The organism is Bacteroidota bacterium (assembly GCA_034723125.1).
In the GTDB taxonomy this organism is placed as follows: Bacteria; Bacteroidota; Bacteroidia; order CAILMK01; family JAAYUY01; genus JAYEOP01.
Window position 1 is genome coordinate 1 of sequence record JAYEOP010000095.1, and the last position, 4,718, is coordinate 4,718.

General features: G+C 29.0%; 3 protein-coding genes. 2 read left to right on the forward strand and 1 reads right to left on the reverse strand.

The genetic code is table 11. The annotated features are described in order from the left end of the window. Nucleotides 1-197: 197 nt before the first annotated feature. Nucleotides 198-2,051, reverse strand: a complete 1,854-nt coding sequence (locus tag U9R42_02835; protein ID MEA3494951.1) for a M14 family metallopeptidase — start codon at nucleotides 2,049-2,051, stop codon at nucleotides 198-200. A gap of 222 nt (nucleotides 2,052-2,273) precedes the next feature. Here U9R42_02835 and U9R42_02840 point away from each other — a divergent pair, with 222 nt between their 5' ends. Both U9R42_02840 and U9R42_02845 read left to right on the forward strand, forming a co-directional pair. Continuing rightward, nucleotides 2,274-3,368, forward strand: coding sequence for a glycosyltransferase family 2 protein (locus U9R42_02840; GenBank protein MEA3494952.1), 1,095 nt, complete (start codon nucleotides 2,274-2,276; stop codon nucleotides 3,366-3,368). Nucleotides 3,369-3,371: 3 nt separating this feature from the next. Further along, entirely contained in the window at nucleotides 3,372-4,592 is a 1,221-nt protein-coding gene (locus tag U9R42_02845) for a glycosyltransferase family 4 protein (protein MEA3494953.1), read from the forward strand. The last annotated feature ends 126 nt before the right edge of the window (nucleotides 4,593-4,718 follow it).

The window sequence follows — 4,718 nt, forward strand, 5'->3', positions numbered from 1 at the left end:
GCCACTAATTCACGAATAATAAATTAGTGTATTCGTGGCTTTTTTTTTTTGCCACTAATTCACGAATAATAAATTAGTGTATTCGTGGCTGTCATTTTTTTTGCCGCTAATTCACGAAAATTCATTAGTGCATTCGTGGCTTTATTTTTTTGCCACTAATTCACGAATAATTCATTCGAGTATTTATAGCTTTTATTTTATTTATAGGTAAATTTTTTCAAAACTTTCCTATCATATATTTTTCCTACGGGATATTTATTTATTCTATCATCCCAGTATTTTGATTTGCTGTAAAACCAATTTAACATCAGCCATTGATTTTTGGCAAATTCAGGATTTTCGGATTTTTTCTTTTCAAATTCTTTTTTAAGTGCATCATTGTCTTTAAGCATTTTTCTTGCTACTTCTTCCATAACATAGCTTTCGCCATATTCTTTTTGTTCAAAAATAGAATTAAAAAATCCCCAGTAAAGAAATGAGCTAGGTGCTTTTGGTTCAAGAATATGAATTGCAATGCGTGCTGCTCCTTGCTCCATATCAACTACAACCGAGCCTTCAGGATATTCACGAACTTCCTCTATTTTGTCATAATCAAATTTTATAACTCTTTGACGACCTTCATAAGGTTTGTTTGCAAACTTTACATCTTTAAAAATATAAGAAATCACTTTAGTTTTTACAGCTTTTTTTAACCTAAAAAAAGAAACCCCATGTAACTCAAGCCTATCAATAACCTCAGTCCATTCAGGTGGAATTATGTATGCTTCAGGAATATTTATTTGTACTTCAGCTTCTTGTTTATTAAAATATGGTATTTCAAAAGTTTTTGGAATTTTACTATATTTAAACCAGTTTCCTCCTGTCAAATCACTTTTTACAATTTCGTATTCATAGCCTTTAAACTCAACAATTGTACTATCACTTGAAGGTTTATATTTTACAGTAAATTTTTTATCTCTAAATTGCTGACTTGCAGTATATTTATCAGCTTCCTTTACCAAAGTTTTAAGAATATTATAATCTTTGTTCAAAAATTTTGTTGTCAACATCAATAACTCATAGGTTGCAGAAACTCTTGTTTTGTAATCTTTTAACATGTGGTTTTCAACAAGTAATCCTGGACGATTTTGTAATGCTGTATAACCTTCAGAAAGCATTGGGCTTGCCACCCAACTTATTAAACCGCTACGAGGGTCATGCCAATTTCTATACGATACATAAGGGAAAATTGGATAAGATGCACTACTCATTTTTTTCTCAAGATATTTTAGATAATCGTCTTTCTGCCATTCAGTAAGTTCCTTAGTCATATTCCCAAAAATTTCCATTCCATAGGTAGTAACATACTGATAATCCGCCCCATCAGTTGCATGAATGTCAATAAAAAAATCAGGAAGCCATTCAATAAAAAGCTGTACCCAATCTCTCATTTCAGATGCATCAGCTTTTAAAAAATCCCTATTTAAGTTTAAATTTGATGCTGTTGTTCTCCATCCCATTTTCTCAGGACCATTTTGATTTATTCTATTGTGTGGACCAAAATGTTCATGTCCGTCAACATTAAAGATCGGTATAAATAAAATAGTAACATTTCTTAATAGATTATTATTTTTCTTTTTAAGTACAATATCTCTAATAAACATCAGCCCTGCATCTTTGCCATCAATTTCACCAGGATGTATTCCTGCTTGAATTAATAAAACAACTCTGTCTTTTTGCTTTACTTCTCTTGCTTCCGAATATCCATCTCTGTCGATAACCAGCAAAGGTAAATCCCTTCCCTGTGGACTTTTTCCAAAAGTTTTGTACTCAACAAATTCAGATTCGTTTGCAAGTTTTTTACAATATTCAATCGTTTCTTTATATCGAGCTGTTTTTGTAAATCCCGATTTTTCGTAATAAGTTTGAAATGGATCTGCTTTCTCAACTTCTTCTTTTTTAACTTTTTCTTTCTTTTCTTTTTTCTCTTTAGCATCCTTATTTTGAGCAAAGGAACTGAGTGATAATGAAAATGTTAATACAATAAGTGTGAAGAGTGTAAAATATTTCATAGGCTTAATATTTTAGTTTGAAAATCAATTTCTTAAATAAATACTTTTCAAGTCAACATAAAACTTTAACTCTATAATAATGTAAATTCGTTAAATCATTTTAAAAGCTAAAATCAATCCTCTGGCTTGATTGAATAATAATCCAAAATTATTCAAATTTATTTATATTTGTGCGTTTTAAAAATTAAATTTCTTGATTTATATCCATGATTAATAAAAAATATGTTAAAAGATAAAAGTATTGCCGTAGTAGTTCCTGCTTATAATGAAGAAAATCAAATAAATCTGGTAATTGATAATATGCCTGATTTTGTTGATAAAATTATTATTGTCAATGATAATTCCAAAGATAAAACAGCAGAAGTTGTGGAAAATTTTATTAAGAAATATGGGAAAAATATTTTAGAAAATAAAGATAATCTTGATATTGATGAAAAAAATATTTATACAAAAGCAAATCGGATTACCGCACAAAAGAATAAGGAAGAAATAAAATTATTTCCTAAGTCGGAGCAGTTTAATAAAAATAATGATGATAAAATAATTTTAATCAATAACCTAAAAAACACAGGGGTTGGTGGAGCCATTGCAAGAGGCTACAAATGGTGCAAAGACAACAACATAGATTGCACAGCGGTAATGGCAGGAGACGGTCAAATGGACCCAAACGAGCTTGAATCCATTGTTACTCCTGTTGTTGAAAAAAACATTGATTACGTAAAAGGAAACAGATTTATTCACAAAAGTGCATGGAATGTTGTTCCTAAAATACGTTTTTTCGGAAATTCAATTTTATCAATACTTACAAAAATTGCCTCAGGTTATTGGCACGTTTCCGATACGCAAACGGGTTTTACTGCAATCTCTAAATCAGCATTAAATTCAATACGATTGTATAAAATTTATAAAAATTATGGAATGCCTAACGATTTGTTAGTACGATTGAATATTGCTTTTTGCACAATTAAGGAAGTAGAAATCAAACCTGTTTACAATATTGGCGAAAAATCTAAAATGAAAGTGTGGAAAGTAATACCTAGAATTTCATGGTTGCTTTTTAAATCATTTTTTAGAAGACTTTGGGTTAAATATCTTTTCCGTGACTTCCACCCTCTTTTTCTTCTTTATCATTTTTCTTTTGCTTTGTTTATTATTTCTGTACCTTATGCAATAAAAATACTAGGTATTATTCTTAGCGGACAAGAAGCCAATTCTTTAACTATACTTGCTTTCGTTTTCCTTTTTATCAGTAGTTTCCAATCATTACTTTTTGCCATGTGGATGGATATTACTGATAACGAAAGGCTTTACAAATAAAATATGACTAAGGAAAAAGAGAAAATACTCATTTTAACTTCATCCTTTCCTGCTAAAAAAAATAGTTTCAGAGGTGGAGGGAATTTTGTTTATGACCTTGCCACATTTCTATCAAAAGATTATTCCATAATTGTCCTCACTCCTTTGTTAAACAATACTTTAAGAAAAGAAAAATTTGATGAAATAAATATTTACAGATTTGCTTTTCTTCCGTTTAAAAGTCTCTACAAATATTTTTCAAATGGCATTTTATCAGCTTTTAAGGAAAATTCTTTTTTAAAACTATTACTTCCTTTGTTTTTAATATGTCAATTATTTGCATTAAAAAAAGTTTTAAAAAAGGAAAAAAATATTAGACTCATTCATACTCATTGGCTTATACCACAAGGATTTATTGCATCTTTGCATAAAAATATTTTTAACAAAAAAATTAAAATACTTTCAACTTCTCACGGAAGTGATATTTTGAGTTTTAACAGTGGCATAGGACTAAAAATGAAAAAATATGCATTAAAAAATATTGATGAACTAACAGTTGTCAGTAATTATCTCAAAGAAAAAATTCTTGAAACAGTATTTAAAAATCCAATCCATGTTTATCCAATGGGATTGAAAACTAATGATTTTTTACATCAAAAAGCAGATATTGAAATAAAGAAAAAATACGATATTAATGGAGAATTACTGTTGTTTATTGGACGGCTAACAGAAGTAAAGGGTTTGAAATATTTACTTAAAGCAATGCCTGAAATAATAAATAATCATCCAAATATTAAACTTTTGATTGTAGGTGATGGAGTTTTAAAAAACAGACTAATAGCACAGGTTTCGGAATTAAATATTAAGGAAAATATAGTTTTTTGCGGACAACTTGACCATCACGAATTGCCAAAATATTATGCAACATCAGATATTTTTATAGGACCATCACTCAGCGAAGGATTCGGACTTACTTTTGCAGAAGCTGCATGTTCAGGAACTATTGTTGTAGCGTCCTCTTTACCAAGTATTAAAGATATTATCATTAATGAAAAAACGGGATTTCTCGTTAAGCCAAAAAGTCATAAAGATATTTCGGATACAGTATTAAAAATATTGTCATCTGAAAATGATTTAACAGCAATCAAAAAAAATGCATCTGAGCATGTAATTAAAAATTTTGATTGGGGAAAAGTTGCAAAAAATTATAATTCATTATATTCTAAACTTTTACAAAACAATTAAGGGAGGTTCTATAAATACATTCGCATTAAGATTTTCAGAGTTTTTTATAGACAATGAAAAAATTTGAAACACTATCGGGATAATGTAAAAAGTTTTGAAGAAGTATATGAAAAACTCTGAAAACCC

Bases quoted from the DNA above. Each gene is read 5' to 3' on its own strand.
- U9R42_02835 (MEA3494951.1), bottom strand. From the start codon at position 2,051: ATGAAATATTTTACACTCTTCACACTTATTGTATTAACATTTTCATTA.
- U9R42_02840 (MEA3494952.1), top strand. From the start codon at position 2,274: ATGTTAAAAGATAAAAGTATTGCCGTAGTAGTTCCTGCTTATAATGAA.
- U9R42_02845 (MEA3494953.1), top strand. From the start codon at position 3,372: ATGACTAAGGAAAAAGAGAAAATACTCATTTTAACTTCATCCTTTCCT.